The organism is Roseibium sediminicola (assembly GCF_023156505.1).
Classification (GTDB): domain Bacteria; phylum Pseudomonadota; class Alphaproteobacteria; order Rhizobiales; family Stappiaceae; genus Roseibium; species Roseibium sediminicola.
The window spans coordinates 1-26,869 of sequence record NZ_JALNMJ010000017.1 but is presented as its reverse complement, the minus strand read 5'-3'; the positions used below and the strand labels follow the sequence as shown (position 1 = coordinate 26,869).

Here is a 26,869-nt window from a genome sequence, read left to right as displayed (position 1 = left end):
CAACCGGCAAAAGATCACTGAACCATCGGTGTCAAACCCGGCCTTTGCGAGGCCTAGACAAGGGGACAAGGACCAATGAAGATTGCAATGATGGCGCGGAACCCGGAGCTCTATTCGCACCGCCGCCTCAAGGAGGCCGCGGAGGAAAAGGGCCACGAACTCGACATCATCAACACGCTGCGCTGTTATATGAACATCGCCTCAAGGCGGCCGGAAATCTATTATAACGGCACCAAGCTGACCGGCTATGATGCGGTCATCCCGAGGATCGGCGCCTCGGTCACATTCTATGGTCTCGCCGTTTTGCGCCAGTTCGAGATGATGGGGGTCTATCCGTTGAACGAGTCGGTCGCCATCGGCCGCTCGCGCGACAAGCTGCGCTCCATGCAGCTGCTTGCCCGCGACGGCATCGGCTTGCCCGTGACGACTTTTGCCCATGATCCCAAAATGACCGAGGAAGTGTTGTCCACCGCTGGCGGTGCGCCTGTGGTGATCAAGCTCCTGGAAGGCACTCAGGGCATCGGTGTGGTTCTGGCGGATACGGAACGTTCGGCCAAGTCGGTGATCGAGGCCTTCCGCGGCGCCAATGTCAACATCCTGGTCCAGGAATTCATCAAGGAATCTGGTGGCACCGACATCCGCGCCCTGGTCGTTGGCGGCAAGGTCATTGCCGCGATGAAGCGGACCGGCGCGGAAGGGGAATTCCGCTCCAACCTGCATCGCGGCGGCAGCGCGGCCTCCATCAAGATATCGCCGGAGGAGCGCTCGACGGCGATCAGAGCGGCCAAATCCATGGGCCTCAATGTCTGCGGCGTCGACATGCTGCGTTCCAATCACGGACCGGTGGTCATGGAAGTGAACTCCTCGCCGGGCCTCGAAGGCGTTGAGAAGGCGACCGGGATCGATGTCGCCGGCAAGATCATCGACTTCATTGCCAAGAACGCCCAGGTCGGCAAAACCAAGACAAAGGGCCGCGGTTGAGCACGCCCGTCAAACCCTTTGTCATCGGCGCGCATTCGATTGCGCCGGGCACGAGGCGGACTATCGATCTGCCGGTCAGTGTACTGTCCGACCACACGCCGGTGACCATGTCCGTGCATGTGCTGCATGGGCGCCGCCCCGGACCGGTGCTGTTTGTCAGCGCGGCCATTCACGGCGACGAGGTGATCGGTGTCGAGATCGCCCGGCGCCTGTTGAACGCGCCGCAGCTGGAGGCGCCGGAGCTGGAAAAGCTGAAAGGCACTGTTCTGGTCATTCCGATCGTCAATGCCTTCGGGTTCCTCAATCATTCGCGTTACCTGCCTGACCGGCGCGATCTCAACCGGGTCTTTCCCGGCAGCCAGCGAGGCTCGCTCGCCGGGCGTCTGGCCCATCTGTTCATGACGGAGATCGTCAACCGGGCGGATTACGGCATCGATCTTCATTCCGCCGCGATCCACCGGACCAACCTGCCGCAGATCCGGGTATCGCCATCGCGCCCGGATACGCTCACGCTGGCCAAGGCTTTCGGGGCCCCGGTGGTGCTGACGTCGAAGGTGCGCGAGGGCTCCTTGCGCGAGGCGGCCCAGTCGAAGGGCACCGATGTGCTGGTCTTCGAGGCGGGCGAAGGGCTCAGGTTCGATGAAATGGCCATCCGGGCCGGCGTTTCCGGGATCTTGCGGGTGATGCGGGCGCTGAAAATGGTCGGTTCGAAAGGCATTACCAGACCCAAGGCTCGATCGATCCTGACCAAGTCCAGCTACTGGGTGCGGTCGCCTGCCGGCGGGCTGCTCAGGCCATTCAAATCCATCGGCGACGTCGTGGAGCCGCAGATGCTGCTCGGTATCGTGTCCGATCCTTTCGGCGAGAACGAGAAGAATGTGATTGCCGAATATGGCGGCCTGGTGGTCGGGCGCACCAACCTGCCGGTGGTCAATGAGGGTGATGGCCTGTTTCACATTGCCGATGTCAGCGAGAAATACGATGCCGAGCTGACCCTCGACAGCCTGGCCTCACAGCTCGAAGCCGATCCCCTGTTCGACGAGGACGAGATCATCTAAGATCCTACCTGAAGAAGACAGCGCTGGCGGCGCCCACTGGCGCTGTTTGCGGCAGCGCACTATGTTCCAGTCAGGCGCCGCTCAACTCAGGTTCGTTTGCGGCACGTGAGAGAGTCTCGGGATTTTCTTCCCAAACAAGCAGGTCCAGTTTCATGAACCAGATGGTCACTCCGAAATTCGGTGTCGGCGCACCTTTGCGCCGCAAGGAAGATCAAGCGCTCATCACGGGCAAGGGCATCTACACGGCGGATTACATGCCGGAGGGGTGTCTGCACGGGGTTGTGGTCCGATCGGCCATGGCACATGCAAAAATCAGCCTGGAAAATGTCGACGACATTCGCGAGATGGACGGTGTGCAACTGGTGTTGACCGGCGCGGAGCTGGCCGGCAAGACCATGCCGTGCCAGGCCCGTCCACCGCAGATCGACGGTGCGCCCATGAAGGTGCCCGATCAGCCGGTGCTGTGTTCGGACGAAGTCCGTTATGTCGGCGACGCGATTGCCTTCATTGTCGCCGACGATCTTCATGCGGCCCGGAACGCGGCGGAAATGCTCGAGGTGGATTACGAACCGCTCGACACGGTGATCGGCATTGAGAACGCGCTCGCCGATGATGCGGTGAAGGTCTGGCCTGACTTCGGCACCAATGTCGCCTTCACCTATGGCCAGGGCGACCAGGCCAAGACCGACGAGGCCTTCGCCAAGGCCGCCAGAACCGTTTCCATCGATGTCGTCAACAACCGGATCGTCGCCAATTACATGGAGCTGCGCGGCTGTGTCGCCGAGTTCAACGCCGGAAACGAGCGTTTCAAGCTGACGCTCGGCACGCAGGGCGGCCATGGTCTGCGTGGCGTCATCTGCAGCATTCTGGGCCTGGAGCAGGACAAGCTCCAGGTGATCACGCCGGAGGTCGGCGGGGGCTTCGGCACCAAGATGTTCTGCTACCGGGAATATCCTCTGGCGATGATCGCGGCCAAGGAGCTGGGCCGGCCGGTGCGCTGGGCGGGCGAACGCATGGAGCATTTTGTCACCGACGCGCATGGCCGCGACAATCTCAGCCATGCGGAACTGGCGCTCGACGCTGACAACCGCATTCTCGGCCTGAAGGTCCATGTCAAAGCCGCCATGGGCGCCTATCTGCATCAGTTCGGTCCGTTCATTCCCTTTGTCGGCACTTCGATGTCCTCCGGCCTCTATGACATTCCGGCGGTCTTCGCCAAGGTCGAGGGCGTTTACATGCACACCGTGCCGCTGGATGCCTTCCGCGGCGCCGGCCGGCCGGAAGCCGCCTATCTGATCGAGCGGCTGATCGACAAGGCGGGGGAGGAAACCGGGCTTGGACCGGTCGAGATCCGCAAGCGCAATTTCATCGCGCCGGAGCAACTGCCCTACACAACCCAGACCGGCCGCATGTATGACACCGGCGAGTTCTCCGGACATCTCGACAAGGCGTTGGACGTGGCCGATTGGGCCGGCTTCAAGGCGCGCCAGGATCAAAGCGCGGCGGAAGGCAAATACCGCGGCATCGGTATCTGTTCCTATATCGAGGCCTGCGCCTTTGCCGGCAGCGAAGAGGCAACGCTTGAACTCGACGGCAAGGGCAGCCTGACCCTGCTGATCGGCACCCAGACCAACGGCCAGGGCCATGCGACGGCCTACAGCCAGGTGGTGGCCGAAGCATTCGGTGTGACCATCGAGGAGGTCGAGGTCATCCAGGGCGACACAGACCGGGTCAGGAAGGGCGGCGGCACGGGCGGTTCCCGCTCGATCCCGATCGGCCTGCCGTCCGTGCGCGAGGCCGGAAGGACGCTGGTCAAGAAGGTCAAGGAACTGGCCGCCGACCGGCTCGAGGCGGGGATTGAGGATCTGGAACTGGACAGCGGCCTGGTGCGCGTCGTCGGCACCGATCAGCAGGTCACGCTGGCGGAAATCGTTGCCGGTGCGGGCGAGACCCTGTCGGCTAGCGAAGAGGTCAAGCAGACCGAAAACACCTATCCGAACGGCACCCACGTCTGCGAGGTCGAAGTCGATCCGGAGACCGGCGATGTCGATCTCACCAATTACGTGATCGTCGACGATTTTGGCGTTACCGTGAACCCGCTGCTCCTGGCCGGCCAGGTTCATGGCGGCGCGGCTTCGGCGATCAGCCAGGCGCTGTGCGAGCAGACGGTCTATGACGAGGACGGCCAGCTGCTGACTGCCTCGCTGCTCGACTACCGCCTGCTTCGGGCCGCCGACATGCCCGACATTCATTTCGAGACCCGCAACATTCCCTCCACCACCAATGCCATGGGCATCAAGGGCGCGGGCGAGGCCGGCACGATCGGTGGCTGTGCGGCGGTGATGAACGCGGTTCAGATGGCACTGAAGGACGGCGCCGGAGTGAGCGAACTGATCGACATGCCGGCCACGCCGATCCGGGTCTGGGAAGCGATCCAGAAGGCGAAACAGGCATAGCGGGGTAAAAGGAGAGGCGTTCAATGGAACGCCTCTTTTTGTTGCCTTTGACCCATGTGCTGTCTGGAGACCCGCCAATACGCAAAGCTTTTGCCGGATTTGGCGGCCTGTGGGCCTCCTGTGCACCGTTTTGTACCGGTTTCGAGCTGTTTCGGCTGGTCTTGAACCGCGCTTGCGTTATTACCTTTTAAGCGCGTTTTTCCATCAATCGCAGAATCAGGAATAAACCTGTGTTTCAATCCTTCTTCCCGAAACCCAAGCTGTTCTTCCTGTCCGCCGCCGCCTGGGCACTGGCAGCCGTCTTGATCTGGTACGGCTTTGCCAACGAGCTTGGTGCGACTCTCGGCTTTGGAACCGATCCGGAAGGGCCGCCGCCGATTGATCTGCGTTATTTCATCACGCCGAGCTTCCTGTGGTTCTATACCTACTACGCCTTTTTCACGATTTGTTTCGGGGGCTTCTGGTGGGTCTTTTCACGGGATCACCGCTGGCATCTCTGGTCGGTCTGGGGATCCTCGCTGATCATCTTCATGACCTATTTTTCGGTCCAGGTTTCGGTGGCGATCAACAATTGGCGCCGGCCATTCGGCGACACGCTGCAGAACGCGCTTGAGGGCGACAAAGGCGTTGTTGCCAACGACTTCTATGTCCTGATGCTGATGTTCGCCCAGATCGCCACCCTGTCCATGGGGATGTTCGTGCTGAACCGGTTTTTCGTCAGCCACTATATTTTTCGCTGGCGCACCGCGATGAACGATTACTATGTCGAGAAGTGGAAAAACGTCCGACACATCGAGGGCGCCTCCCAGCGTATCCAGGAAGACACCATGCGCTTTGCGTCCATCATGGAAGGGCTGGGCGTTTCCATGATCGACGCGGTCATGACCCTGATTGCCTTCCTGCCGGTGCTGTTTGCCCTCTCAAGCTATGTCGAGACACTGCCGATCGTTGGGGCAATTCCGGCGCCGCTGTTCACCGCGGCAATCCTCTGGTCCCTGTTCGGAACCGTGCTGCTGGCGGTTGTCGGCATCAAGCTTCCCGGTCTGGAGTTCCATAACCAGCGCGTTGAGGCGGCTTACCGCAAGGAACTGGTCTATGGCGAGGATCATGAGCACAGAGCGCAGCCGCTCACTCTGACCGAGCTCTTCGGCAATGTGCGCCGGAACTATTTCCGGCTCTATTTCCACTATCTCTATTTCAACCTCGCCCGGGGGTTCTACATTCAGGCGGACAACCTGTTCACTTATTTCATCCTCGTTCCGACCATCGTGGCCGGCACCATCACCTACGGCATCGTGCAGCAGATCCTGACGGCTTTCGGTCAGGTCTCGAACTCGTTCCAGTATCTGGTGAATTCCTGGTCGACCATTATCGAGCTGTTGTCGATCTACAAACGTCTGAAGGGGTTCGAGGTTTCCATCGCCGAGCGGGAAAACATGTCGCCCGAGGAACTTGCGGCCATGCTGGAAGCCCAGGAAGCGAAGCTCTGATAAAAGGCGGGGCTGGCCGTTGGCGAGGGCGTTCAGGGACGGCTTAGGCACCGCTGGTTGCCGCTTGGCTGCCGTGCGCCTGAAGGCACCGGTTGGATGGTGAACGCGATTGCAATGCCGGGCCCATCGCGAGATACTGCCGGTCCCGACCGATCAGTATCCCGCCTCTTTTTCGGCTGTTCAGGGCTGACATCCTGCATGTTGGCTGGAATGTCAGCTGTTGGCGTGATCCTGTACCCTCAATGCTACCTGTGCCCTCCTGCCATGCCATCCGGCACGTGAAAGCCCTGCGATGACCGTTTCCACCTCGAAATCCCGTCTTTCCGGTCCGCCGGCACCGGCGGGCATGACCCGGCAAGCACCGCTCCTGGGCATTTCGCTGAAGGTGGCCTCGACGCTGGTGTTCTTCGTCATGGCGGCCGCGCTGAAGATCGCGGCGGAAACCGTGCCGATCGGAGAGCTGGTGTTCGCCCGCAATTTCTTCGGCCTGTTTCCCGTGCTGCTTATGGTGGGTCTGCGCGGCGAGTTGGGCCTTGCCTTCAAGACGCACAATCCGAGAGGGCACCTGACCCGCGCCACCGTCGGCCTCACCGCCATGGTCTGCAGCTTCACCGCGTTCTCCCTGCTGCCGCTGCCCGATGCCACCGCGATCGGCTTTGCCACGCCGCTCTTCGTCGTCGTTCTGGCGTTCTTCCTTCTCGGGGAAACGGTGCGGATCTATCGCTGGAGCGCCGTCGGTGTCGGCTTCGTCGGCATTCTCGTGGTGCTGTCGCCGCATCTGGGCGACGCGCATTTCGACGGGCCGTCGACTTTCGGCGCGCTGATCGGTCTGACCGGGGCCAGCTTTGCCGCGCTTGCCATGATCACGGTGCGCAAGCTCTGCGAGACGGAACGGACCTCGACCATTGTCACCTGGTTCGCCGGCTCCGCGACCCTGTTGTCGCTGCTGACCCTGCCACTCGGGTTCTTTCTGCCGGGACAGGCCTGGATCTGGCCGGATCTTGCGACGAGCGGCTTGCTGGTGCTGATCGGCCTTGCCGGCGGTGTCGGCCAGATCCTCCTGACCCAGAGCTATCGTTTCGCGGACGCCTCGACCATCGCGCCGTTCGACTATGTCAACATGCTCTGGGCGATCATTGTCGGCTTTGTCGTGTTTTCCGAGGTTCCGGTGCCGGCGGTGGTGATCGGCGCCCTGATCGTGATTGCGGCGGGGATCTTCGTCATCTACCGCGAACACAAGCTTGGCCTCGACCGCACCAAATCCCGCCGGGCCTCGTCGCCGTCGCGGTCTTAGAAGCCAAAAGCCCTTACCGTCGTCATCCCGGCCGAAGCAACGCGAAGAGCCGGGATCGGGGAGCCCGTGCGGTCTTTAGGTTGCAAGCAAAACAACAGGAGCTCCCCGGTCCCGGCTCGCGCTTCGCTTGGCCGGGATGACGACGGAGAGCAAAAGGGGGTATCCGCCGCCTCACTGCGGCTTGTATTCGAACCGCTCCACCTGGCTCTTGGTGCCGTCCGGGAAGATCAGCTGGACGCTGATGGACTGGGCCGACCCGAGAGGAAGCTCGATATAGGGCTTGTCCTTCAGGACCACGTTGGGGTTGTCCGGATCGCAGGCATCCAGCTGCCATTCCTGGTCGATCGGACCGTCGTTGAGACCGTAGAAAACGTAGTCAATGCCGCATTTCCAGGATTCCAGGTGGGTGAAATAGATCAGCTCCTGGCCCTGCCAGTCACGGAAGGCGACCCAGTTGGCCTTGGTGAGATCCAGGATCTGCTTGATCTGTTCCGGCGGCATGCCCTGGGCGGAAGCCGGTGCGCTGATCGCCAGCGGGGTGACGGCAAGGCCGAGGCATACGGCTGTTGTTTTCAGAAACTGCATGACAGGTCCTTTCGGGAAACACGGGAAACTCAAAAAGCCTTGAAGGTGATAATCGTCTTGGTGTCCTGGATGCCGTCGATCGGATGGACCTTCTGATTGACGAAATGGCCGATATCGGCGCCGTCCTCAATGTAGAACTTGACCAGAAGATCATAGTCGCCGCTTGTGGAGTAGACCTCGGAGGCAATCTCCGCGTCTGCGATCGCATTTGCGACCTGATACGTCTTGCCCAGCTGGCATTTGATCATCACGAAAAACGGGGTCATGCGGTACTCCGGCGCGTGCGCGTTTCAATATGTGCCCAAGGACATCGCCCATCTGGCCGCATCAGTCAATCGCCGAGACCGGCCTCCGGGCCGGGACTTGCATTCATCTGTCCGGCTTGTTAACCGTGCAGGCATCTCATGGGGGTGCCCGGCCATTCCGGTCCGGGCTGAGAGGCGGCCCGCCAACTCCTTGAACCTGATCCGGATGATACCGGCGGAGGGATTTGAGATCATGACACTTTCCATTGCTGCCGCCACACAGGGCCTGCCGCCCGAAACGGTTTTTGCGCTGCTGGAGCGGGTCCGGCGGAAATCACCGCGCGTTCACGCCATCACGAATGCCGTTGCCCAGACCTTTACCGCCAATGTTCTGCTGGCGCTCGGCGCCGTGCCGTCAATGACGCTGGCGCCGGAGGAAGTTGCCGGTTTCGCCGCGAGCGCGGATGCGCTGCTGGTCAATCTGGGCACTCTGGACGAGACCCGGCGCCAGGCAATTCCGCTGGCCGTTGCAGCCGCGCAAGAGGCGGGCCGTCCCGTCTGCCTCGATCCGGTGTTCATTGACCGCTCCAAGCCGCGACGTCTCTTTGCGCGCGAGCTGCTCGGTATCATGCCGGACGTGGTCCGACTGAACGGTGCCGAGCTGGATGCGCTCTTCCAGGGCCGGGCGGAAGCCGATGCGCTGATCGCCGGCGGCACGGTGCTGGCCGTCACGGGCCAGGAAGACAAGGTTGAAAGCCTTGGCGAGGATTTCCGGCTGCTCAACGGGCATGCGCTGATGAGCCGGGTGACAGCGACCGGTTGCGCAGGTGGCGCGGTGCTGGCAGCCTTTGCCGCCGTCGAGAGCGACAGGGCCCTGGCGGCCGCCACCGGTCTTTCCGTCTTCAACATTGCCGGCGAGATCGCGGCCGAGCGCGCGGGCGGCCCGGGCACCTTTGTGCCGGAGCTGCTCGACGCGCTTTACGGTCTCAGCCTGCGGGACATCGAGATCCGGCTGAAAACGGCCTGACCCCACCTTCTCAACCAATTCAGGAGAAGCCCATGACCGCAATCGCGGTGACCATTGCAGGGTCGGATTCCGGCGGCGGCGCCGGCATTCAGGCCGATCTGAAAGCCTTTTCCGCAAACGGCGTCTATGGTGCCAGCGTGCTGACGGCGCTGACGGCGCAGAACACGCTTGGCGTCACGGCCATTCACGACGTGCCGCCGGACTTCGTGCGCGCGCAGATGGATGCGGTCTATTCGGATCTTGCCGTCACCGCGACCAAGATCGGCATGCTGTCGCGTGTCGACACCATCGAGGCGGTCGCCGCGGGCCTGAAGGCGCATGACACCGGTCCCATCGTGCTGGACCCGGTTATGGTTGCTGCTTCCGGAGATCCGCTCCTGGCCGACAGCGCCGTCGACACGCTGATGTCGGCACTGCTGCCGCTCGCGGATATCATTACGCCCAACCTGCATGAGGCCGCACGCATGCTGCAGTGTTCCGTCGCGGCCGGCGAGGCGGAGATGCATGCGCAGGCAGAGCGGCTGCTCGGACTCGGGGCAAAGGCCGTTCTGCTCAAGGGCGGTCATGGCGACAGTGCGGAAAGCACCGACCTCTACCTTGATGCCGACGGCAATGCCCTCTGGCTCCGGGACACGCGGATCGCCACGAACAACACCCATGGCACCGGCTGCACCCTGTCCTCCACCATCGCGGCAAGCCTGGCAAAGGGGCAGACGCTGCAGCAGGCGGTCCAGGCGGCCAAGACCTACATCCAGGCGGCCATTAGCGCAGCCGACCGGCTCGAAATCGGGCAGGGACACGGGCCTGTCCACCATTTCCACGCGTTTTGGAGTGAATGAGATGAGCACCGACAAGACCGGCCGACTGCAGAACGTCAACCGCCGCGCTGTTCTGGGAGCTTCCATTGCAATGGGCTCCAGCGCTCTGGCTGCGCCCGCGATCGCTCAGGGGCAGGGGACGCTCGAGTGGAAACTGGTCACCTCCTGGCCGAAAAACCTGCCGGGACCCGGCGTGACTGCGCAGCGGATTGCCGACCGGATCCAGGTGATGTCCGGAGGCCGCTTGACCATCCGCCTGTTCGCCGCCGGAGAACTGGTGCCCGCGCTCGGTGTCTTTGACGCGGTCTCTGCCGGGACGGCTCAAATGGCACATACGGCCTCGTTCTTCTGGCAAGGCAAGATCCCGGCGTCGGTCTATTTCACCGCCATTCCCTTTGGTCTCTTGCCGCATGAGCACATCACCTGGATCGAGCAGGGCGGCGGGCAGGCGCTGTGGGACGAGCTTTATGCGCCCTTCGGCCTGAAACCGGTGATGGCGGGCAACACCGGTGTCCAGATGGGCGGCTGGTACAAGCGCGAGATCACCGGTCTTGACGACCTGACCGGTCTCAAGATCCGCATGCCGGGGCTTGGCGGCGAGGTCATGCGGCGTCTGGGGGCGACCCCGGTCAGCCTGCCGCCGGGCGAACTTTTCCAGGCCTTGCAGAGTGGGGTACTGGACGCGACGGAGTTCCTTGGCCCCTGGTCGGATCGGGCCATGGGCTTTCACAAGGTTGCCAAGACCTATTATTCACCGGGTTTTCATGAGCCCAACGGCACGGGCGAGGCACTGTTCAACAAGGCGGCTCTCGACAGCCTGCCTGAAGATCTGCGCGCGATTGTGCTGGAGGCCTGCAAGGCGGAGAACGGCCGGGCACTTGCCGAAAGTGACTGGGAGAATGCCGGATCCCTCCAGCTGCTGCAGGAGGCGGACGGTGTCACTGTGTTGCCTTATCCCGACGAAGTCCTGGCAGCGCTGCGGCAGACGTCGGCCGAGGTGCTGGCCGAAACAGCGGAAAAGGATCCGCTGGCCAAACGCATCTATGATAGCCATCAGGCGGCACGCGCGCGGCTGGCGCCCTGGAGCGATGTTGCCATGCGCCGGTTCATGGCGGCGCGTGACGGCTGACATGTGCAGGCCTTCGGGCCGGCGCGGGGCAAAGCAATCGAAAACTCCTCTCTCCGGGAACACCCGTCCGAAATGTCCCTGATTTGCGCGGGGACATGCCGGCCGGGCGCACCTTCAGCTTCCTGATCGCGGCATGTGTCTATATCGAGTCAATGTCAGTTTTACTGATCAGGTAGCTCAAATTTGTCCAACAAATTCAACCCATTCCCTTGGGACACGTGTGGCAAAGCCGCAACGTCGAGCAGCTAATTGACGTTATCGGAAACCTCGAATTCTGATGCCTATTTTTTGTGCAATCGTGTGAGCGTGTGTCGAAGCTGTGACGAACAGTCCATAAATGTTACGAAATCTGACATTTGAGAGCTTAAGCGCAGAAACCTTAGGGAGGAACACATCATATTTTGCGCTGCAGCATGATGTTTCTGCCGCAAATGTCGGGCCATTATTGTGTTGAAACCGGCCTCCTTCTCCGAAAAACCTGTCACCAGTTGTCATGAAGGTCCCTGCGGGAGGGGACGGGAGGAAACACTATGACGTGGGCAAATAACAAGTCGGTTCTATTCGCATCGACCGCGATCGCACTCTCCATGGTTGCAGGGGCGGCGCATGCGGGTGGCTTCGCGCTTCGCGAGCAGAGCGCTTACTACCAAGGCATGTCCTTTGCGGGCAACGGCACGACAGGGGACAGCATTTCGTCGATGTTCTGGAACCCGGCCACCCTTACGGGTGCCAAGAACGGGATCACATTCGAAAGCCACTCCTCGTTCATCATTCCGAATTCGAACATCACCGGCGACTACACGCCGCAAGGTGTCGCGGCCGTTCCGGCCGCCTTTGGCGGACCGGGCATCACCGCGGCAAGCGGCAGCAGCGGCGATATCGGATCGGACGCCTGGATACCCTCGACCTACACAGCCTATCGCTTCAACGAGGACCTGGTCTTCGGTCTGGCCGTCAACACGCCGTTCGGCCTGAGCACGAAGCCCGAAAACAACTGGGCGGGGCAGTATTATTCGCGCAGTTCAGAGGTCTTTTCGGTCAATGTCAATCCGACCGTTGCCTATCAGGTCAATGACATGATCTCGATCGGCCTCGGCGCGCAGATCCAGTACATGAAGGTGAGCCTGAAGTCTGCTTACGCACTGAATGCGACGGGTGCGACCACGGAACTCAAGGGTGGCGGCTTCGGCTACGGCGCAACGGCCGGTATCACCGTGAAGCCGATGGAAGGCACGGAAATCGGCCTGGGCTTCCGCTCCGCCACGGCGGTCGGTCTGGAAGGCCACTATATCAACCCGAGCATTGTCGCCGTTGCCGGTGGCGCCGGCGGCAGCCGCACCGGCATCGACGCCACCTTCGTGACCCCGGAATCCGTCACGCTGAGTGCCTCACAGAAGATCGGCAAGAAGTTCAAGCTGGCCGGTACGGTCGAATGGACCAACTGGAGCCGCCTCGACACGGTCGCGACCACGACCACAAGCGGCGCCACTACCAACCCGACCGGTACGCCGACGCTCAAGTTCCAGTATAATGACGGCTGGTTCTTCGCCCTTGGTGGCGAATATGACTGGAACGACATGGTCACCCTGCGCGCAGGACTTGCCTATGAAATCTCTCCGGTCGACGACGCCAACCGGTCGACCCGAATTCCGGACACCAATCGTTGGTGGCTGTCCGCCGGCGGCAGCGTGAACGTCAACGAGCACCTGTCGCTGGATCTCGGTTACACGCACATCATTTCCGAAGATGCGGACATCAATATTTCCGGCAACCACCACGACTACAACTCGAATATCGGCACCTTCACCGGCAGCGCCGACAGCCATGTCGACATCATCTCGGCGTCGCTGCGCTATACGTTCTGAGGAAAACCGCTGAGAAAATGTAACGATGAGGCCGGGGCAACGCCCCGGCCTTTTGTGTCGGCACCACCGTCTAAAACGCGACGCGGTCGGCGCCCTTCAGATCGAGGATCTCCCGGGCCTCGTCGGGCGTTGCGACCTCGCTGCCGAGCTCTTCGACGATCCGGCGGATCTTGGCGACCTGCTGGGCGTTGGACTCCGCCAGTTGCCCCCGCCTGATGAACAGGCTGTCCTCGAGGCCGACCCTGACATTGCCGCCCATCTGGCTGGCGGTTGTCGCCAGAGGGATCTGGGCATTGCCGGCCGCCAGGACCGACCAGCGGTAGGTGTTGCCGAAGAGTTTGTCGGCGGTCTTTTTCATGAATACCAGATTGTCGATGTCCGCCCCGATCCCGCCCAGGATGCCCATGACGAACTGGATGAAAACCGGGGCCTTGAACAATCCCGAGTCCATGCAGAATTTCAGATTGTAGAGGTGGCCGACATCGTAGCATTCGTGTTCGAACTTGATGTCATGCGGCGCCAGGATCTCGGCCGCCTCGCGAATGTCCCGGAAGGTGTTTCGGAAGATGTTGCCGTCGGACTTGGCGACATAGTCCTTTTCCCAGTCGAATTTCCAGCTGTCGTAGCGCTTGGCCAGCGGATGGAAGGAAAAGTTCATGCTGCCCATGTTCATGGAGCACATTTCGGCGCTGAAGGTGGCCGCCGGCCGGATCCGGTCCTGGATCGACAGGGTCAGCGAGCCGCCGGTGGAAATGTTGATAACCGCGTCGCTTGCCTGCTTGATGCGCGGCAGAAACGGAGCGAAGTCGTTTGGGTCCACCGACGGCGCTCCGGTCTCGTTGTTGCGGGCATGCAGATGCAGGATCGAGGCACCGGCCTCGGCGGCTTCGACCGCCTGGCGCGCGATGTCGTCATAGGTATAGGGCAAGGCGTCCGACATGGTGGGCGTATGAATGGCCCCCGTGACCGCGCAGGTGATGATGGTCTTGTTGCGTGTGCGGGCCATGGCCGCCTCCCGATGTCAGTTTTTCTTTTTCACCACCCGCCGTGCCAGCGGGAACAGTTCCAGCCCGGTCCGCTCCTTGAGCGTTCCCCAGAGCCCTTTGGGGGCCTTCAGCATCACGGCGATCGCCACCACGCCGAGGATCAGCAGATAGGTCGTGCCGAGATCCGAGAGGGTTTCGCGCAGCAGGAAAAACACGATCACGCCGATGATCGGGCCTTCCAGGGTGCCGATGCCGCCGATCACCACGATGAAGATCACAAAGGCCGTCCAGTCGTTGACGCTGAAGGCGGCATCCGGAGAGATCCGCAGCTTTTGCAGAAAGATCAGGGCACCCGTCATCGCGGTGAGGCCGGCGGTGAGGACGTAAACAACGAACTTGTTGCGCCAGATGTCGATGCCGAAGCTTTGCGCGGCCAGCTCGCTGTCCCGGATCGCGGTCAGGGCGAGGCCGTTCCGGGATCGCAGCAGCAGATAGATCACCGCCAGCACGATCACGGCCATGGCAAGCGCAAGCCAGTAGGTGGTTGCCTCGCGCATGGAGCGGCTGGAGGCCATCGCCCGGACGATTGCGACGGGCAGGCTGGTGCCGGAGCCGCCGCCGAGCGCCGAAACCTGCGCGAAGGACAGGCGGAAGACCTCGGCAATCACCCAGGTACCGATGGCGAAATAGGCACCGCGCAGGCGGAAGATCAAAAGGGCGACCGGCACGGCGACAATGGCACCCAAAAGCCCCGCGAGCGGGATCGCGGCGAGCGGAGACAGACCGGCAAAGATTGCCAGCGCAAACAGCATGTACCCGCCGAAACCGACAAAGGCCTGCTGGCCGACGGAGACCAGCCCCGCATAGCCGGCCAGAAGGTTCCAGAGGCAGGCGAGCGACAGGTAGAGGAACATCTCGCTGAGAAGCCGCATATCGGCGCGTCCCGCCCACCAGGGGGCCGCGATCAAAAGGGCGAGCACCAGCGTGCCCGCAACGGCTGCGATCCGGCTCGCCCTTGAGGAGCGGGAAATGGCATAGGTGTTCGGCAACGTCGTCATCAGTCAATCCTCGGGAACAGGCCGCGCGGGCGGACGGCAAGAACGATGAGGAAGGCGATGTGACCGGCCAGCAATTGCCAGCCCGGATTGATCTGGGCGCCGATGTTCTGGCTCACCCCGAGGATGATGCCCCCGATCAGCGTGCCCCAGAGATTGCCGAGACCACCGATGATCACCGCCTCGAAGCCGAAGATCAGCCGGCCGGGGCCGATCGAGGGATCGAAGCTGGTGCGGATGCCGAGAAAGACACCGGCAAGACCGACAACTGCCAGAGACAACGCCATGGCGAGCCCGAAGATATGGGCCTTGTTGAGGCCCATGAGCTGGGCGATGTCCTGCTTGTCGGAGACCGCGCGGAAGGCGCGTCCGAGCGCGGAACGGTAGAAGACCCATTGCAGTCCGGCGATCACGGCGACCGCCACGCCAAACATCAGCAGCGGCAGGACACCGACATTGAGGTCTCCCGGCAGGGCAAGGCTGGCGGTTTCCAGAGCGCCGGCGCTCATCTTCTGCGGGTCGGCGCTGTAGATCTCCAGAAGGCTGTTCTGGATGATGACGGAGAGGCCGAACGTGACCAGAAGTGGGGGAAGAATGTCTTCGCCGAGGGTCTGGTTCAGGACAAGGCGCTGAAGCCCATAGCCGATTGCGGCCATGACAGGAACGACCAGGCAGAGGGCGAGCAGTGGCGACAGGCCCAGTGTCGTGGTGATGGTCAGGCCGAGAAAGGCAGCCAGCACGATGAAGTCGCCATGGGCGATGTTCACGAGCCGCATGACCCCGAAGATCAGCGACAGGCCGGCGGCGAAAAGCGCATAAAGCCCGCCCAGCAGAATTCCCTGTAGGATGGCGTTGATCCAGTCCATCTTATACTCCGAAATAGGCGGCGCTGATGGCTTCGCGAGTCAGCTCGTCCGGCCGGCCTTGCAGCGAGATCCGGCCTTCCTGAAGGCAATAGACCCGGTCCGAAACGCTCACCGCCTTGGCAATGTCCTGCTCCACGATGATCGCGCTCATGCCTTCGCCGATGATGGCTGGAAGCGCCTCGTAGATCGACTTGATGACAATCGGGGCGAGGCCGAGGCTGATTTCATCAAAGAGAAGAATCTCCGGATTCGCCATCAGCGCGCGGCCAATGGCGACCATCTGTTGCTGACCGCCGGAAAGGGCCGTCGCGGGCACATGGCGGCGTTCCTTCAGGATCGGGAACAGGTCCTGGACGGTCTTGAGGGACCACGGCCCCTTCCTGCCCATCTGACCGCCGATGATGAGGTTTTCCTCCACCGACAGGGACTGAAACAGTTGCCGTCCCTCCGGCACCATGGCAATGCCGAGATGCGCTACCTGGTCGGCCCTGAGCCCGCCGATGGCCTGGCCCTTCCAGACAACCATCTCCGGCCTGTTCCGGATCAGTCCCGTGATCGAGCGCATAAACGTGGTCTTGCCGGCACCGTTGGCGCCGATGATCGCAACGACTTCCTCTGGCTGAACATCTATGGAGACCCCGAAGAGGGCCTGGAAATCGCCGTAATGGGCCACAAGAGCCCTGGTTGAGAGCAGCGCGTCAGGCATCGGCGTCCACTCCCATGTAAATCTCCTGAACCGCCTGGCTGGCCATGGTTTCCTTCGGAGCGCCGTCGGCGATCTTGCGGCCGAAATCGATGACGATCAGCCGGTCGACAACCGACAGAAGCGCATGAACGATATGCTCGATCCAGATGATCGACAGGCCGGTCTTGCGAATGGTGTTGATGGTGGCCACGAGCGCGTGGCATTCCTTTTCGGTCAGGCCGCCGGCGATCTCGTCCAGAAGCAGGATGCGGGGCCGCGCGCAAAGCGCGCGCGCCAGTTCCAGGCGTTTGCGGCCGAGCAGCGTCAGTTTGCCTGCGGGCTCGTTGGCCTTGTCGATCAAACCCGTCAACTCAAGGATCTCAAGGCAATGGGCATTGGCCTCGGTCAGCGAACCAGCCGTGCCATGTATCGCCGCCACCAGCGTGTTTTCAAAAACGCTCATGCCGGTAAAGGGTTGCGGGACCTGGAAGGACCGGGCGATGCCGCTTCGGCAACGGCGGGCTGCGGACTGGCGGGTGATGTCCTCGCCCTTCAGCAGGATCTGGCCGCTGTCGGCACGGATCGTGCCGGTGATCAGGTTGAACATCGAGGTTTTTCCGGCCCCGTTCGGCCCGATCACGCCGAGCGCTTCGCCCGTACCGAGCCGGTAGCTCAGGTCCTCGGCAACGGTGACCGCGCCATAGGCTTTGCAAACGCCCTTGAGTTCGAGAACTGCAGTCATGAAGACCTTCGTGTCTTGTGGTGGCGCACGGCCCATCGGCCGAGCGCCGGCCACGGGTCAGGACAGGAGTTTCAATTCGCCGGTGGTGGCGATGAACGGAGCACTGCGGTTTGCAGTGATCACGAGATCGAACCCATTGGGCCCTTTTTGCCACTGACCGGCAACCAGGGGGGTCTTGGTCACGTTCCGGACGGGGCCGTTGCTCCAGTCCACCGGACCGACAATCGTGGACAGTTTCGTCCCCTTGATAGCTTCGAGGATCGCGTTCGGATCGTCGAGATCCGCGCTGCGGCGGATCACGTCCGTTGTCACCTCGAAGAGCGCGTGTTTGAAGCCGATCGGCTGAGTCCAGGGGCGACTCGATGCGGCCACATAACCGTCCGCCAGCTGTTTCGCCGAGACACCGGTCAGAGACGAGGAGAACGGATGGTTGGGCGACCACCAGATTTCGGAGGTCAGGCCGTCGCCTCGGTCGCCGAGGGACTCAATGACGGACGGGAACAACAATGCCTTGCCGATGGTGACCACCTTGGGCGCAAATCCCTGCTGCGCGGACTGTGCCCAGAAGGTCGCGAAATCCGGCGGGATCATGTTGCCCGTGACGATGTCGCAGCCGGCTTCCTTGAACGCGGAAATCTGGGATGAGAAATCGTCGGTCAGGGGTTGGTAGCGGCCGGGATCGGTCAGTTCAAAACCCTGACCGGCAAGTGCGGGCGGAAAGCCGTGGATGTCGTCACCCCAGGCATTGCCGTCGGCGTCGTTCGGGAACAGGCCGCCGACCTTTTTGTCCACGCCGCTTCGTTGCCAGAGATCCAGGAAGGCGTTGATGACGTCTTCCAGGCCCCAGAAGAAGTGGTAGGTGTAGTCGAAGCCGGTCGCCGGATCGCCATTGCGGCCGAAGAAATAGGGCTGCCAGGGGCAGTCGGTGGTGATGCAGGGAACCTCGTTCAGTTCCGCCTGGTCCGATACCGGGTTGGTGGTGTCCGGGGTGGAGGCGGCGACAATGATATCAACCTCGTCGCCGAGCAACAGCTCGGAGGCGACTTCCGCGGCCCGGTTCGGGTTGGACTGGCTGTCCTTGGAAATGATCTCGACCTGATAGGTCCTGCCGTTGTTTTCAATGCCGCTGGCAAGCGCTTCCCGGATGCCCGCCAGGACATAGTCATCGGCTTCCGCGAAGCCGGCCAGAGGTCCGGTGCGCGGGCTGACATGACCGATCCTGATGGCCGGGTCGGCCGCATAGGCGCGTGTGCGGGTCAAAATGGCGGGCGCGGCCAGGCCGGCCGATGCGCCGGCCAGAAACATGCGGCGGGAAATCCCGTTTGTCTTCCGTAGATGCGTCATCGTTTTTCCTCCCAATGCGCTTGTCAGGTGCGTAGCCTGTTACTTCAGGATCGTCTCAAGCCTCCGCAGATGCGTCGCCACGCGCTGGCGGACATCCTCCATGTCCTCCGGCGTCCAGCTCCTGAACCCTTCCCCGCTTTTCATGCCGAGCTTGCCTTCCTCCACAAGCCTGCGCAGATAGGGTGAGGGGGCTGGCCGGTTGTCCAGATCGGCCAGAACGTTTTCAAGAATGTCGAGCGTGAGGTCGGTGCCGACGAGATCGGCATTGGCAAGCGGTCCCAGTACGGACAGCCTGCGGCCAAAACTGGCATTGACCACCTGATCGACCGCCTCAGCGGTGCAGACGCCGCTTTCGACAAGATAGATCGCCTCGCGCCACATGGCGTGCTGCAGCCGGTTGCCGATGAAGCCGGCAACGTCCTTTTCCACCCGAACAGGCGTTTTGCCCACCGAAGCGAGCAAATTCACCATCGTGTCGAGGTCCGCCTCATCCGTCCATTGCGTGCGGATGACTTCGACCAGCGGGATCATGTGGGGCGGGTTCCACCAGTGGGTTCCGAGCGCCCGGCCTTTGTTCCGTAGGTCCGACATGATGGTGGTGATCGGAATGACGGACGTGTTGGATGCCAGAATGCAGGTCTCGGGCGCGGAGGCTTCCACTTCCTTGAAAAGGGCCCGCTTCAGGTCCGGTTTCTCGGGCGCGGCTTCAAAGACGACCGCAGCATTTTTTACCGCGACCGCAAGATCCGCCTCAGGCGTGATCCGTGTCAGGGTCTCGGCGCTTTCCCGATCGTCAATACCCATCGCGGTAAGGCTGGCGGCAACGCGGTCCTTCAGGACTTCCAGACCGGCAGGGAAAGCGTCATAAACCGTGACGCCGTGGCCCGCGCGCGCAAAGGTCAGGGCAATGCCGTGTCCCATCAGCCCGGCGCCCAGAACCGTTATGTTGAGTTTCCCGGTCATGCCTCACCCCGCCGTATAGCCGCCATCGGCATACAGAATATGCCCGGTATAGAAATCCGACGCTCTGGAACTCAGAAACAGCAGCGGTCCGATCAGGTCTTCCGGTTCGCCAAGGCGTCCTTTCGGGACACGGGCGAGGAAACCGTCCCGGAAACCGCGCGCCTTGTCGTCCTCCTCGAACATCCAGGCGGTGAGGGGAGAGCGGAAGACGGTCGGCGCTATGGCATTGACCGTGATCCTGTCTTCGCCGAGCTCGCAGCCGAGCGCCTTGGTAATGCCGTCGACCGCGGACTTGGAGGCGCAATAGGCGGTGTAGCCTGCCGGATGCCCTAAAAGTCCTCGCGCGGATGAGACAAGGACAATCTTGCCACCGTTTTCCTGGGTCTTCATCTGCTTTGTCGCCGCCCGCGCCAACAGCCAGGACTGGGTGACGTTGGCATCCATGACGGTTTCGAAATCGGCCGGCGTGAGCGCGTCGATCTTGGCAACCTTGTTCATTCCGGACGCGACGACCAGGATATCCAGAGCGCCGAACCGCTCTGCAGCGAGCGCGACCAGCCGGTCGCAGGCGCTTTCGTCGCTCGGACGGATTGCAAGAGCGGCGACCTCGGCGCCCAGCCCTACGCAGGCCGTTTGCACCTCCGCCAGGGCGTCGGCATTGCCGGCCGCAAGCACCAGCTTGCAGCCCGCGCCGGCCAGCGCCTTCGCGGCCACGGCGCCGAAGGCCCCGGAAGCGCCGGTGATCAGGGCCACCTTGCCGGAAACATCGAAGAGGCCGAGCGGGTTGCTCCAACTGTCTTTCATCGGACTGCCTCCGGCGGGTAGGGAATGACGACCAGCATGGTACAGGTGTGGTTCGAGCGGTTTTCGATGGTTCTCACCTCTCCCGGCGCGATCGTGCAGCTGTCGTATTTCTTCAAGACGGTTTCAGAGCCGCCCGTCTCAACGGTCATTTCGCCTTCGAGAACGACATAGACCTTTTCGAACGGGGTCGAATCCGGTCCGGCGCCGCCGCCGGGCAGAAACTGGCTGAGGCCCACCCACTGGTTTTCCGGGCCGCCCGGTTCAAATCCCTGGAGACGCAATCCGACCACCGCCCGGTGGTTCGGCGCCTCATAGGGTTCGGCATCTTCGAAACGTTTGACATGCATCGGCTTCCTCCCAGTTCCTTGCATGGGGCCAGCCGCCGAGGCGGCCGGCGCCGGTCAGGTCAGAAGCCTTCGCCAGCTTCGATGCGGTATTTCTGTCCCTTGTCGATCATCGCCACGAGACGGATGATGCAGCCGTCGCCGCGGTCCCAGTTCCAGGGGAAGAAGGCGAAGGTGCAGCGCTTGCCGGTGACGGCGTCGAGATCGCCACCGACATTTTCAATGCCGAGAATGCCGTTGCTGAAAAGCTTCTGGTGCACCGGCTCCCACTCGGGGAAATCCTCTTCCCAGCCGCGGCCGCCGGACCATTCCTTATATTCGGCCTCCAGATGCGGCAGGATCGGGCCGTTGCGCTGCGGGCCGATGGCGGTTGCCAGCGGGTGGTCGTTGGCCTGGGTGTCATGGCCGACGACCTTGATGCCCTTTTCGACCATCCAGTCAGCAGCCGACGGGACCAGGCCCGGGCAATAGGCGAAATAGTCGCCGTCTTCATATTGCTTGTGCCAGCCCGTGTTGATGATCAGGACATCGTTCTTGCGAATGGCATGGCCGCAGGCCTTTTCAAGATCGTCGCCGGTTATCTGCTCCCATTTCTTCTTCGGGATCGACACAACCAGGCCGGATCCGAAGAAATGCGGCAGCGGCACCTCGTCGATAAAGGGCGTGCCCTGAACCACATGCGCCGGCGCATCGATATGGGTCGTGACATGCATGGTGGTGGTGATCGTCTGCGACAGGACCCCGGATTTCGCCATGTAATGCTTCCGGTCGATCTGGACGTCCTGGAAGTAAGGCCAGTTGGGGCACTGAAAGCCGTAGCGGTGTGAGAGATTGTAGAACTCCACGCCCATGTCGTTGTCCAGGTTGCCCTGAAACTCGATCCCGCGAATGGTCACCGACATGTGTGTTCCTCCCAAGGTCAGTGCATTGCTGTATTGCTTTACGGTACGATTGTATCATAATGCGGTCAAGCGCTTTCTCGACAAACCGTTCGGATTTGCCTATATGGCCTGATCAGAACCGAATTGGCTTGAGCGGCGCGACCGGGGAAATGGGTGAAGATGGCGGCGGATATCATGACGATCGAGCGAAAAACGCAATCGAACCAGGGCATTCAGGTCATCTCCCGTGCAGCCGAGATCCTGCGCATTCTCAAGAAGGACAATTCCGGGCTGAGTCTCGGGCAGATCGCGGACCGCGTACATCTGCCCCGCTCTACGGTACAGCGGATCGTCAATGCGCTGATCGCGGAACGTCTGGTGATGGCCAGTGCCGCGGAGGGCGGATTGCGGCTGGGCTCGGAGATCCAGTCACTCGCCGCCGCCGGACGGATCAACATGGCCGAGCTGGTCCGGCCCATCCTGACCGAGCTTTCCAAAGAGACGAAGGAAACCGTCGATCTGGCGGTGTTTCGCGATGACCACATGGTCTTTGTCGATCAGGTCGTCGGCTCGCACCGGCTGCGCACGGTGTCCGCGGTGGGGGAAGTCTTTCCGATGACCGATACGGCCAATGGCAAGGCGGCGCTGGCCCTGATGGAAGATGATGTGCTGGTGGCGATCGCCGCGCCGGAGTTCAAATCCGATGCCGGGACCGCCAAGCCGCTGTCAGAATTCCTGAAGGAAATCGAGGATGTCCGGAAAACCGGCATCGGATGGGATCTCGACGAGCACACGGACGGCATCTCCGCGGCTGGCTTCGCCTTTCGGGACCCGATGGGCCTGATCTATGCCGTCTCCGTTCCGGTGCCCTCGCACCGGTTTGACGCACTGAAAGACAAACTGGTCGATCTGCTGCTCGAGGCCCGTAAATCGATTCTGCAGCTTCTTTGAGCAGGAAAGCCCTCGTCATGGTGTGAGGCGGCCGGTTGCCGTCCGGGGCCTGCTCGTTTGCAGAGAGTATGAGTGAAGGCACTCCATCAAGACGCACCAAACGCGTTGGTACGCGGTGCTGCGAGTGGGTCCCGGCGCGTGCTGCGACCGCACGCCCCCAAAGGGGGAAGGACCCCGAACGCATTTGAGACTTGCCAGGCGCGGCACGGTTTTCTAGGTTGCCGAAACGGTCAATTCAAACAACGGGAGGGCATCAGCTGAACATGCGTATCATCCGCCTCCTTCAGCATGGTCCCCGCTACGCCCTGTGAATGCGTTCGCAGGGCTGACCTGAGACACTTCTCATCGACGGTCTGCCCTTGAAGCCGCTCCGCGGCCCCGTTTTCCTGACCTGAGATTTCCATGACCGTCATCAATATCAATGCCTTGGGCGTGACCCTTGGCGATCCGCTGTTTCGCGACCTGTCCCTGACCCTCTCCAAAGGCGACCGGATCGGCCTGGTGGCCGCCAATGGCCGCGGCAAGTCGACCCTGCTGGCCTGCCTTGCCGGCGACCTCGACCCGACCTTTGGAGAGATCACCCGGGCGCGGGGCTTGCGCGTCGGTTTCGTCAAACAGGTTGTGCCGCCGGAGGCTCTCGACCTTTCCATCCATGACTGGGTACTGCGCGCGCTGCCGGCCGACCAGGCCGACTTCGAGGCCTGGCGCGTCGACGTGGTGCTGGGAGAGCTGCAGGTGCCCTATGAGCTTCAGCACCGGCCGCTTCGAGACCTGAGTGGCGGCTGGCAGCGCACGGCAATGCTGGCCTCGGTCTGGATCACCGAGCCGGACGTGCTGCTTCTGGATGAGCCGACCAACCATCTGGACCTCAATCGCATCGCGTTGCTGGAAGACTGGCTCTCAGCCCTTCCTGGCGATGTTCCAATTGTCATCACCTCTCATGACCGGGCGTTTCTGGACGCGACAACGAACCGGACCCTGTTTCTGCGGCCCGAGCAGTCACGCGTCTTTCCCTTGCCGTTCACAAAGGCCCGCGCGGTCCTGGAAGACGAGGACGTGGCGGCCGAACGGCAGCAGGCCAACGACCTGAACAAGGCGAAGCAGCTCCGGCGGCAGGCCGCGAAGCTCAAGAATGTCGGCATCAATTCCGGCTCCGACCTCTTGCTGACCAAGACCAGGCAGCTGAAGGAGCGGGCCGACAGGCTTGAGGCGGAGGCGAGGCCTGTCCATCGCGAGCGTTCGGCCGGCGATATCCGGCTGGCAAACAGCGGCACCCACGCCAGGGCGCTGATCACGCTGGACGACATTGCCGTGGAAACGCCCGACGGACGGCTTCTTTATCGCACGGGCAAGAAATTCATTGTCCGGGGCGACCGCATCGTATTGCTGGGCACCAACGGCACGGGCAAGACGCAACTGATCCGGACGATCCAGCAGGCGTTGTCAGGAAAGGAGAGCCAAGTGAAATGCGCGCCCTCGATTGTCTCCGCCTATTCGGACCAGCATCTGAGCCAGCTGGATGACAGCGACACGCCGCATGGCATGATCATCTCGCAGTTCAACATAGGCGACCAAAGGGCGCGGAGTGTTCTGGCGGGCGCGGGTATCAACATCCAGATGCAGGAAACCCGGATCGGTGCCCTGTCGGGCGGGCAGAAGGCCCGGCTGGCCATGCTGGTCCTGCGGCTGAAACAGCCGAATTTCTATCTGCTGGACGAGCCGACCAACCATCTGGACATTGAAGGCCAGGAGGCGCTGGAGTCGGAACTGATCAACCAGGACATCTCCTGCCTCCTTGTCAGCCACGACCGCAGTTTCCTGCGCAACGTCGGCAACCGGTTCTGGTGGATCCGGAACGGGAAGCTTGAGGAGGTTGATGGGCCGGAGGCGTATCTGAGCGCGGAGATGGGGGTGGGGTAGGGCGGTGCACGACACGTGTTGCGCGGACAGGATAGGCTGACCGCGTGAAACTCGTTGCATTCGCTGCCTCAAAAGGAAAGCTCTGGACTATGGTGGGCCTGGATGGACATTGTTTGTCTTGTGGCGAAGGTTAAGAAGGTTCCTGGTTCAGGTTCTGGCTGATGTTGAAAACGGAAAATCATGAGACCTTGGCGACATGCAAAATCATCTGCCGGGAAGCACGGTGACTGGCAAAACGATCTGCACATCCATGAGTTTCTGGATGCGACCAAAATGGGGTGCGCAGATCGGCGGCACCGTGTTGTCCTTCACCACATCGATCTCGGTACCGCGATAACTCAAAGGGCTTTTCCCGAACGATCCGGAGACATTCCCGGAATCGTCGCAAGACATCTTGAGGAAGACATGGGCGCTTCCTATACGGTCGATGACTGGTTCGAGCACATAGACCTGGACGACTTGCCGACCGCATTGCCGCGCCGCTTGCTGGTGGGAATTGAAGGCGTCACGCAGATGATTTCGCAGCCGCTGCCGCAGCCAATGCACTCTGCGGTTAGTGAGGTTGTGGAATTTCTTTTTTTACCCTCGAGGTTCGCCGCCGCACCCATTGAGAAAACGCTTTCGATCCTGATGAATTCGATGGGGCTCTATCTTGTGCGGCAGGTCTTTGGGCCGCCAGTGGAGGTTAGGGACCGCAACAGCGGGGAATCCTGCGTCGTAGACTATGGCTGGATTACCGAAGCAGTGATTTTTGCCATGTATGGGCGTATTCCCGACCTCAGGGAGGTCGTTCAGGCAGTCAGAGCAGAGCCCGGAGAAGAGCAAAGATCGCCGAATTTCTGAAACGGGTCAGTCCGCCTAATCCGCGCGCTCAGGCGAGAAATACTGGGTCTCGATTTCTGCGGCGCTCAGAACGCGGTCCGGCAGGAGGTGCCCCTCAAACAATCTGAACAGGGTGAACCCGCGCGTGAAAAAAAGCTCTTTAGGGGTAACCTTCAGGTACAGTTGATCATAATCCTCAAGGGGCGCGGAAAACGCGGCAGCAAACAGATCCTTGAATTCCACCTTTGGCTTATTTTTGCGGTTTTGCTTGAATACCTCATCAAATAGTATGCCCATTTCGTTAATAACATCTGGTGCGGACTCGAGGCCTCCATGTTCGCTGACTTTAATTTTGGAATCCCAGTTGTATCGCCTTCCAAAGGAGGATTTGAACCTGTTGCCAACCATATGGATCTCACTGCATGCGCTGGCATGCTCATCACGGCTCTTTCCCAGGAGGTAAGTCACAGGGTTTGGTGTGCACCGCCTGATCTCGTTGGCGAGCTCTTCAAGCAATTGCGCAATCTCTTTTCGCGATGCTTCACTTTCCGCAGTCGATGACGCCGTTTCGCTCGGTAAAAGCCAGTTTCCTGCCGCGCCGGTCACTCTATCGACAGCAGCCGTGTTGATGTCCGTCAGGTCGATGGGTGGGGTCGCGGCGTTGGTCCCCAGTCCTTTTGTTCGGGGATCTCTAGACAGTTCTGCTTGAGCACAGTGAACAAGTGATCCTTCACTGGTCAGATGCCACAGCTCAGCACCGAAGCCTGCGCGTTTCGGTTTCGATGTCGTCGCGGCCATTGGTGTGTTGCTTCTTCGAACCAGCCAGATGCCGCCGTGAAACAGATAGACGCCAAGGCCGGGCAGTTTCTTGGAAGAGAAAGCCTTTTCAGACAGGTCTCGCCAGTTGCTTTTTTCGAGCTCTCTGATGATTTCTTGCATTTGGGCGAGAATAGGAGGTTCGGCGACTGCTCCGTCTTCAAACAACTGCTTGTCCGGGAAATCGTGAAGCACTGAACTTGATTCAGATAGGCCGGCGAAATCCCAGGATTTGAGTTTCACAAGACTTGTCTGTTCGCCCTTTGCTTCGAAGCAGCACACCGCAGCCCATAGGGAATAGGCTGTCCGCTCCCCCTTTTTCCCACCGACTTGCACCTTCGCATAATATTCGTCAGTGCCGTCGCCTGGGGATTCGGTAAGGTCGCCATAAGCAAGTGAGGGTTCATCTCCCAGTTTAGAAAGGCTTTCGGCTGCCACCGTTATGATATCAGCTAGTTTGCCGGCAGAACTTCGATCAACTACAGTTTCTTCGGTAAAATGTTTCATCGGACTACCAAAGCGACAAGGGCGTCTTCTTGCCGTCACGTGTTTTCTTTTGTTTCCAGTGGAACGGCGCAAATGGACACGGCTTCGGGAAAAGTGTCGTGTTGAAAGAAATACTGAACTGCCCCGGGTTTACCGGAGAGATTTTGTTTCAAAGATTAGGCAACCTTATCAAGGGCGCTTAGGTTTCGAAAGAAGGCCTCCTCGGCTTCGCATGGGGTTGAGTATCCGATTGCGC

At 61.2% G+C, this 26,869-nt stretch carries 26 protein-coding genes, 1 pseudogene and 1 riboswitch; of the genes and pseudogenes, 14 read left to right on the top strand and 13 right to left on the bottom strand.

The genetic code is table 11. The annotated features are described in order from the left end of the window. The first annotated feature begins 75 nt into the window (after positions 1-75). From rimK to M0H32_RS20850, 6 genes are all read left to right on the top strand, one after another. The gene (rimK, locus tag M0H32_RS20875; protein WP_248157312.1) at positions 76-981 is read left to right on the top strand and encodes a 30S ribosomal protein S6--L-glutamate ligase; all 906 of its coding nucleotides are present in this window, start codon (positions 76-78) and stop codon (positions 979-981) included. After that, the gene (locus tag M0H32_RS20870; RefSeq protein WP_248157310.1) at positions 978-2,039 is read left to right on the top strand and encodes a succinylglutamate desuccinylase/aspartoacylase family protein; all 1,062 of its coding nucleotides are present in this window, start codon (positions 978-980) and stop codon (positions 2,037-2,039) included. The genes rimK and M0H32_RS20870 overlap by 4 nt, the downstream gene beginning before the upstream one ends. A 152-nt stretch (positions 2,040-2,191) precedes the next feature. Continuing rightward, positions 2,192-4,495 carry a xanthine dehydrogenase family protein molybdopterin-binding subunit gene (locus M0H32_RS20865; protein ID WP_248157308.1) on the top strand — a complete coding sequence of 768 codons (2,304 nt, stop codon included), beginning with the start codon at positions 2,192-2,194 and terminating at the stop codon, positions 4,493-4,495. Positions 4,496-4,518: 23 nt separating this feature from the next. Then, the gene (locus M0H32_RS20860) at positions 4,519-4,686 is read left to right on the top strand and encodes a hypothetical protein (protein WP_248157306.1); all 168 of its coding nucleotides are present in this window, start codon (positions 4,519-4,521) and stop codon (positions 4,684-4,686) included. A gap of 39 nt (positions 4,687-4,725) precedes the next feature. Beyond that, positions 4,726-5,985: a peptide antibiotic transporter SbmA gene (sbmA, locus tag M0H32_RS20855; protein WP_248157305.1), complete on the top strand. Its 1,260-nt coding sequence runs from the start codon at positions 4,726-4,728 to the stop codon at positions 5,983-5,985. A 292-nt stretch (positions 5,986-6,277) separates the two neighbouring features. Next, the gene (locus M0H32_RS20850; protein ID WP_248157303.1) at positions 6,278-7,279 is read left to right on the top strand and encodes a DMT family transporter; all 1,002 of its coding nucleotides are present in this window, start codon (positions 6,278-6,280) and stop codon (positions 7,277-7,279) included. A 171-nt stretch (positions 7,280-7,450) separates the two neighbouring features. On the opposite strand, the gene M0H32_RS20845 is transcribed toward M0H32_RS20850, so the two are convergent. Then, positions 7,451-7,864, bottom strand: coding sequence for a hypothetical protein (locus M0H32_RS20845; protein WP_248157301.1), 414 nt, complete (start codon positions 7,862-7,864; stop codon positions 7,451-7,453). Positions 7,865-7,893: 29 nt separating this feature from the next. Continuing rightward, positions 7,894-8,130 carry an Lrp/AsnC ligand binding domain-containing protein gene (locus M0H32_RS20840; protein ID WP_248157299.1) on the bottom strand — a complete coding sequence of 79 codons (237 nt, stop codon included), beginning with the start codon at positions 8,128-8,130 and terminating at the stop codon, positions 7,894-7,896. Between the two features lie 130 nt (positions 8,131-8,260). Further along, positions 8,261-8,371: riboswitch (TPP riboswitch) on the top strand. Between M0H32_RS20840 and thiM the strand changes: the two genes are divergently transcribed. From thiM to M0H32_RS20820, 4 genes are all read left to right on the top strand, one after another. Beyond that, positions 8,363-9,136: a hydroxyethylthiazole kinase gene (gene thiM / locus M0H32_RS20835; protein ID WP_248157297.1), complete on the top strand. Its 774-nt coding sequence runs from the start codon at positions 8,363-8,365 to the stop codon at positions 9,134-9,136. (Overlaps the previous riboswitch by 9 nt.) Positions 9,137-9,168: 32 nt before the next feature. Then, complete coding sequence (gene thiD / locus M0H32_RS20830) at positions 9,169-9,975, top strand: bifunctional hydroxymethylpyrimidine kinase/phosphomethylpyrimidine kinase (protein WP_248157296.1); 807 nt, start codon at positions 9,169-9,171, stop codon at positions 9,973-9,975. Between the two features lies 1 nt (position 9,976). Next, positions 9,977-11,083 (top strand): TRAP transporter substrate-binding protein, encoded by a 1,107-nt coding sequence (locus M0H32_RS20825; RefSeq protein WP_248157295.1) that lies wholly within the window; start codon positions 9,977-9,979, stop codon positions 11,081-11,083. A 530-nt stretch (positions 11,084-11,613) separates the two neighbouring features. Then, entirely contained in the window at positions 11,614-12,948 is a 1,335-nt protein-coding gene (locus M0H32_RS20820) for an OmpP1/FadL family transporter (protein WP_248157294.1), read from the top strand. A gap of 70 nt (positions 12,949-13,018) precedes the next feature. On the opposite strand, the gene kce is transcribed toward M0H32_RS20820, so the two are convergent. The 10 genes from kce to M0H32_RS20770 are packed head-to-tail and all read right to left on the bottom strand — an operon-like array spanning position 13,019 to position 21,639. Beyond that, complete coding sequence (gene kce, locus M0H32_RS20815; protein ID WP_248157293.1) at positions 13,019-13,954, bottom strand: 3,5-dioxohexanoate:acetyl-CoA acetone transferase; 936 nt, start codon at positions 13,952-13,954, stop codon at positions 13,019-13,021. Between the two features lie 15 nt (positions 13,955-13,969). After that, positions 13,970-14,992 carry a branched-chain amino acid ABC transporter permease gene (locus M0H32_RS20810; RefSeq protein ID WP_248157292.1) on the bottom strand — a complete coding sequence of 341 codons (1,023 nt, stop codon included), beginning with the start codon at positions 14,990-14,992 and terminating at the stop codon, positions 13,970-13,972. Beyond that, positions 14,992-15,855 (bottom strand): branched-chain amino acid ABC transporter permease, encoded by an 864-nt coding sequence (locus M0H32_RS20805; protein ID WP_248157290.1) that lies wholly within the window; start codon positions 15,853-15,855, stop codon positions 14,992-14,994. Before M0H32_RS20805 ends, M0H32_RS20810 begins: the two co-directional genes overlap by 1 nt. 1 nt (position 15,856) lies before the next feature. Further along, on the bottom strand, positions 15,857-16,561 hold the full coding sequence (locus tag M0H32_RS20800; RefSeq protein WP_248157288.1) for an ABC transporter ATP-binding protein: 705 nt from the start codon (positions 16,559-16,561) through the stop codon (positions 15,857-15,859). After that, the gene (locus M0H32_RS20795) at positions 16,554-17,282 is read right to left on the bottom strand and encodes an ABC transporter ATP-binding protein (protein WP_248157286.1); all 729 of its coding nucleotides are present in this window, start codon (positions 17,280-17,282) and stop codon (positions 16,554-16,556) included. The genes M0H32_RS20800 and M0H32_RS20795 overlap by 8 nt, the downstream gene beginning before the upstream one ends. Before the next feature lie 57 nt (positions 17,283-17,339). After that, positions 17,340-18,626 (bottom strand): ABC transporter substrate-binding protein, encoded by a 1,287-nt coding sequence (locus M0H32_RS20790; RefSeq protein ID WP_248157284.1) that lies wholly within the window; start codon positions 18,624-18,626, stop codon positions 17,340-17,342. A gap of 39 nt (positions 18,627-18,665) precedes the next feature. Next, positions 18,666-19,589, bottom strand: a complete 924-nt coding sequence (locus M0H32_RS20785) for a 3-hydroxyacyl-CoA dehydrogenase family protein (protein WP_248157282.1) — start codon at positions 19,587-19,589, stop codon at positions 18,666-18,668. A 3-nt stretch (positions 19,590-19,592) separates the two neighbouring features. Next, positions 19,593-20,393 (bottom strand): SDR family NAD(P)-dependent oxidoreductase, encoded by an 801-nt coding sequence (locus M0H32_RS20780; RefSeq protein ID WP_248157280.1) that lies wholly within the window; start codon positions 20,391-20,393, stop codon positions 19,593-19,595. Beyond that, positions 20,390-20,740 carry a cupin domain-containing protein gene (locus M0H32_RS20775; protein ID WP_248157278.1) on the bottom strand — a complete coding sequence of 117 codons (351 nt, stop codon included), beginning with the start codon at positions 20,738-20,740 and terminating at the stop codon, positions 20,390-20,392. Before M0H32_RS20775 ends, M0H32_RS20780 begins: the two co-directional genes overlap by 4 nt. 59 nt (positions 20,741-20,799) lie before the next feature. Beyond that, on the bottom strand, positions 20,800-21,639 hold the full coding sequence (locus M0H32_RS20770; RefSeq protein WP_248157276.1) for a cyclase family protein: 840 nt from the start codon (positions 21,637-21,639) through the stop codon (positions 20,800-20,802). A gap of 159 nt (positions 21,640-21,798) precedes the next feature. Between M0H32_RS20770 and M0H32_RS20765 the strand changes: the two genes are divergently transcribed. From M0H32_RS20765 to M0H32_RS20750, 4 genes and pseudogenes are all read left to right on the top strand, one after another. Continuing rightward, positions 21,799-22,569 (top strand): IclR family transcriptional regulator, encoded by a 771-nt coding sequence (locus M0H32_RS20765; RefSeq protein ID WP_248157274.1) that lies wholly within the window; start codon positions 21,799-21,801, stop codon positions 22,567-22,569. A gap of 402 nt (positions 22,570-22,971) precedes the next feature. Continuing rightward, a complete protein-coding gene (locus tag M0H32_RS20760) occupies positions 22,972-24,489 on the top strand; it encodes an ABC-F family ATP-binding cassette domain-containing protein (RefSeq protein ID WP_248157272.1) in 1,518 nt (505 codons plus the stop codon). 180 nt (positions 24,490-24,669) lie between these two features. Next, positions 24,670-24,882, top strand: a pseudogene (locus tag M0H32_RS29755) (DUF6915 family protein); the annotation flags it as partial. A 12-nt stretch (positions 24,883-24,894) separates the two neighbouring features. Next, on the top strand, positions 24,895-25,332 hold the full coding sequence (locus M0H32_RS20750) for a hypothetical protein (protein ID WP_248157268.1): 438 nt from the start codon (positions 24,895-24,897) through the stop codon (positions 25,330-25,332). A 15-nt stretch (positions 25,333-25,347) separates the two neighbouring features. Here the strand turns inward: M0H32_RS20750 and M0H32_RS20745 are convergent, their stop codons facing one another. Next, complete coding sequence (locus M0H32_RS20745; protein ID WP_248157266.1) at positions 25,348-26,634, bottom strand: hypothetical protein; 1,287 nt, start codon at positions 26,632-26,634, stop codon at positions 25,348-25,350. Positions 26,635-26,869 lie beyond the last annotated feature (235 nt).

Coding starts and splice junctions, on each gene's coding strand:
- thiM (WP_248157297.1), top strand. CDS start 8,363: ATGACACTTTCCATTGCTGCCGCCACACAGGGCCTGCCGCCCGAAACG.
- M0H32_RS20770 (WP_248157276.1), bottom strand. CDS start 21,639: ATGTCGGTGACCATTCGCGGGATCGAGTTTCAGGGCAACCTGGACAAC.
- M0H32_RS20790 (WP_248157284.1), bottom strand. CDS start 18,626: ATGACGCATCTACGGAAGACAAACGGGATTTCCCGCCGCATGTTTCTG.
- M0H32_RS20785 (WP_248157282.1), bottom strand. CDS start 19,589: ATGACCGGGAAACTCAACATAACGGTTCTGGGCGCCGGGCTGATGGGA.
- M0H32_RS20795 (WP_248157286.1), bottom strand. CDS start 17,282: ATGACTGCAGTTCTCGAACTCAAGGGCGTTTGCAAAGCCTATGGCGCG.
- M0H32_RS20760 (WP_248157272.1), top strand. CDS start 22,972: ATGACCGTCATCAATATCAATGCCTTGGGCGTGACCCTTGGCGATCCG.
- M0H32_RS20865 (WP_248157308.1), top strand. CDS start 2,192: ATGAACCAGATGGTCACTCCGAAATTCGGTGTCGGCGCACCTTTGCGC.
- M0H32_RS20810 (WP_248157292.1), bottom strand. CDS start 14,992: ATGACGACGTTGCCGAACACCTATGCCATTTCCCGCTCCTCAAGGGCG.
- M0H32_RS20825 (WP_248157295.1), top strand. CDS start 9,977: ATGAGCACCGACAAGACCGGCCGACTGCAGAACGTCAACCGCCGCGCT.
- M0H32_RS20840 (WP_248157299.1), bottom strand. CDS start 8,130: ATGACCCCGTTTTTCGTGATGATCAAATGCCAGCTGGGCAAGACGTAT.
- M0H32_RS20800 (WP_248157288.1), bottom strand. CDS start 16,561: ATGCCTGACGCGCTGCTCTCAACCAGGGCTCTTGTGGCCCATTACGGC.
- M0H32_RS20805 (WP_248157290.1), bottom strand. CDS start 15,855: ATGGACTGGATCAACGCCATCCTACAGGGAATTCTGCTGGGCGGGCTT.
- rimK (WP_248157312.1), top strand. CDS start 76: ATGAAGATTGCAATGATGGCGCGGAACCCGGAGCTCTATTCGCACCGC.
- thiD (WP_248157296.1), top strand. CDS start 9,169: ATGACCGCAATCGCGGTGACCATTGCAGGGTCGGATTCCGGCGGCGGC.
- M0H32_RS20860 (WP_248157306.1), top strand. CDS start 4,519: ATGGAACGCCTCTTTTTGTTGCCTTTGACCCATGTGCTGTCTGGAGAC.
- kce (WP_248157293.1), bottom strand. CDS start 13,954: ATGGCCCGCACACGCAACAAGACCATCATCACCTGCGCGGTCACGGGG.
- M0H32_RS20845 (WP_248157301.1), bottom strand. CDS start 7,864: ATGCAGTTTCTGAAAACAACAGCCGTATGCCTCGGCCTTGCCGTCACC.
- M0H32_RS20850 (WP_248157303.1), top strand. CDS start 6,278: ATGACCGTTTCCACCTCGAAATCCCGTCTTTCCGGTCCGCCGGCACCG.
- M0H32_RS20780 (WP_248157280.1), bottom strand. CDS start 20,393: ATGAAAGACAGTTGGAGCAACCCGCTCGGCCTCTTCGATGTTTCCGGC.
- M0H32_RS20775 (WP_248157278.1), bottom strand. CDS start 20,740: ATGCATGTCAAACGTTTCGAAGATGCCGAACCCTATGAGGCGCCGAAC.
- M0H32_RS20820 (WP_248157294.1), top strand. CDS start 11,614: ATGACGTGGGCAAATAACAAGTCGGTTCTATTCGCATCGACCGCGATC.
- M0H32_RS20745 (WP_248157266.1), bottom strand. CDS start 26,634: ATGAAACATTTTACCGAAGAAACTGTAGTTGATCGAAGTTCTGCCGGC.
- M0H32_RS20750 (WP_248157268.1), top strand. CDS start 24,895: ATGGGCGCTTCCTATACGGTCGATGACTGGTTCGAGCACATAGACCTG.
- M0H32_RS20765 (WP_248157274.1), top strand. CDS start 21,799: ATGGCGGCGGATATCATGACGATCGAGCGAAAAACGCAATCGAACCAG.